Annotated in this window: 1 protein-coding gene and 1 pseudogene; both read right to left on the reverse strand. The window is 45.1% G+C overall.

The genetic code is table 11. The annotated features are described in order from the left end of the window. A partial coding sequence (gene modA / locus R8269_RS24805) for a molybdate ABC transporter substrate-binding protein (RefSeq protein ID WP_318222856.1) occupies positions 1 to 661 on the reverse strand: 661 nt, incomplete at its 3' end. A gap of 125 nt (positions 662 to 786) precedes the next feature. Further along, positions 787 to 1,268, reverse strand: a pseudogene (locus R8269_RS24810) (cobyric acid synthase CobQ); the annotation flags it as partial.

The following is a 1,268-nucleotide window of genomic DNA, read 5'->3' on the forward strand; positions in this document are numbered from 1 at the left end:
CCGCCGCTGGATAAACGATGGCCGCGTGCGTGTCACTCGCAAACTCGCCAACAATTTTCACTTTGTTAGTCAACTGCGCATCGGTCTTATAAACCACCCCTAAAGGAGCTTCTCCGCGCTCAACTAAAGCCAAAGCAAGACGTACATTTTTTGCTGGTGCAACTTTGGTTTGAATCTCTTTCCATACACCCAGTGTAGTCAGTGATTCTTTCGCGTACATCCCTGCCGGCACAGACGTAGGGTTGCCCAATGCGAGGCGACTGCCATTTAACGCCGCTTCCCAAGCTTTTGCATCCGCGAAGTTAAATACGGCTAAGCTTGACGTTTGAGGTGCAATAAGAACGAGACTATTGCGCACTAAATTGGTGACATTGTCACTATCTATAACACCTTCATCAACCAAGTAGTCCATCCATTTCGTGTTTGCAGAAATAAACACATCAGCTGGAGCACCATTGATAATTTGTCGTGCGATCGAAGACGAGCCGCCATACACAGGCGTAACTGTTACGTCATACTTTTCTTTAAAATCTTGAGCGATTTCGTCAATCGCATTCGTCATCGAAGACGCAGCATAAACTTTCAGATCCGTTGCTGCATTTGTTGAGAAAGAAATGCTTAATATTGCCGCTAGGCAAGCATGCGTTTTCCATGCTTTCATAAAGTGACTCCGTACAAGGCAAGCGAAAATTCTATCTAGCCAAATGAATGCGTTCCCAGCCCGATCCGTTTTTCTAATAAGGAGCCGAGAGAAAATTTGGTTAAAGATAGCGTTTGGTTAACGAGTTATTTAAACAGAAAGTCAAGGTTCATGTGTTGTTCTATCGCATCCGCAATACGGTTAATACCTTGTTCTTTCAATGCTTCAAAATCTTGCTGTTTGACCTGAGTGCCATTCACCCACTCAGTAATGAGGTTTAGCGCTTCCGCTTCGTCAAAACATCCGTGCAAGTAGGTTCCCATAATTTGGCCACATTCACTAATGGCACCGTCACATTCTCCGTTGTCGAGCTCAAGCGGTTGTTCGTCAAGTACCCGGCTTCTACCAACATGAATCTCATAACCTTTCACCTTCGCTTTTTGGTTATTGAGATTGAGCACAGCTTCAGTCTTGGTGAGCTGTTTACTACCAGTCAGCACGGTATGAACATTCAATAGTCCCAAACCTTCGCTTGAACCCGGTTCACCTTCTACACCGTCTGGATCACCAATCGTTTTACCAAGCATCTGGTAGCCACCACAAATGCCCATTACTTTTCCACCTAAAC

The sequence above is a fragment of the Vibrio sp. Vb0667 genome (assembly GCF_033391095.1).